The sequence below is a fragment of the Thermomonas alba genome (assembly GCF_022419205.1).
Lineage (GTDB): Bacteria > Pseudomonadota > Gammaproteobacteria > Xanthomonadales > Xanthomonadaceae > Thermomonas > Thermomonas alba.
In genome coordinates, this window is sequence record NZ_JAJOZU010000066.1 from 1 (window position 1) to 528 (window position 528).

The following is a 528-nucleotide window of genomic DNA, read 5'->3' on the forward strand; positions in this document are numbered from 1 at the left end:
GGCCCAGGTGTCGACCATCGTGCCTTCGTCGACGTAGGCGCCGATGTTGACGTAGCTCGGCATCAGGATCGCCCCCTTGGCGATGAAGCTGCCGCGGCGCGCCACCGCCGGCGGCACCACGCGCACGCCGGTGGCGGCCATTTCTTGCGGGCTGAGGTGGGCAAACTTGGTCTTGACCTTGTCGTAGAAGGCCAGGTCGCCAGCCTGCATGATTTCGTTGTCGTTCAGGCGAAAGCTCAGCAGCACCGCCTTCTTGATCCACTGGTGCACCGTCCACTGCCCCACGCCCTGGCGGGTGGCGACGCGCAGCCGACCGTTGTTGAGCTCGCTGATCACATGCTCGACGGCATCGACGACTTCCTGCGGGGCGTTGCCGGGCGAGAGCTGGGCGCGGTTGTCCCAGGCGTTTTCGATGATCTGCTGCAGTTGTTGGGTCATGGTCGTAGGCGTGGATCGTGGGGCGGGGCGGCAGAGGCGGCCATCAGCCCCGGATGAAGCGGACGATGCGCTCGGCAGCTTCGAGGCATT

General features: G+C 65.9%; 1 protein-coding gene. It reads right to left on the reverse strand.

Going from position 1 to position 528, the window contains the following annotated elements; all coding sequences use genetic code 11:
• On the reverse strand, window positions 1–438 hold a 438-nt coding region (locus ML342_RS11775; protein WP_500809976.1), incomplete at its 3' end, for a 2,3,4,5-tetrahydropyridine-2,6-dicarboxylate N-succinyltransferase.
• Window positions 439–528 lie beyond the last annotated feature (90 nt).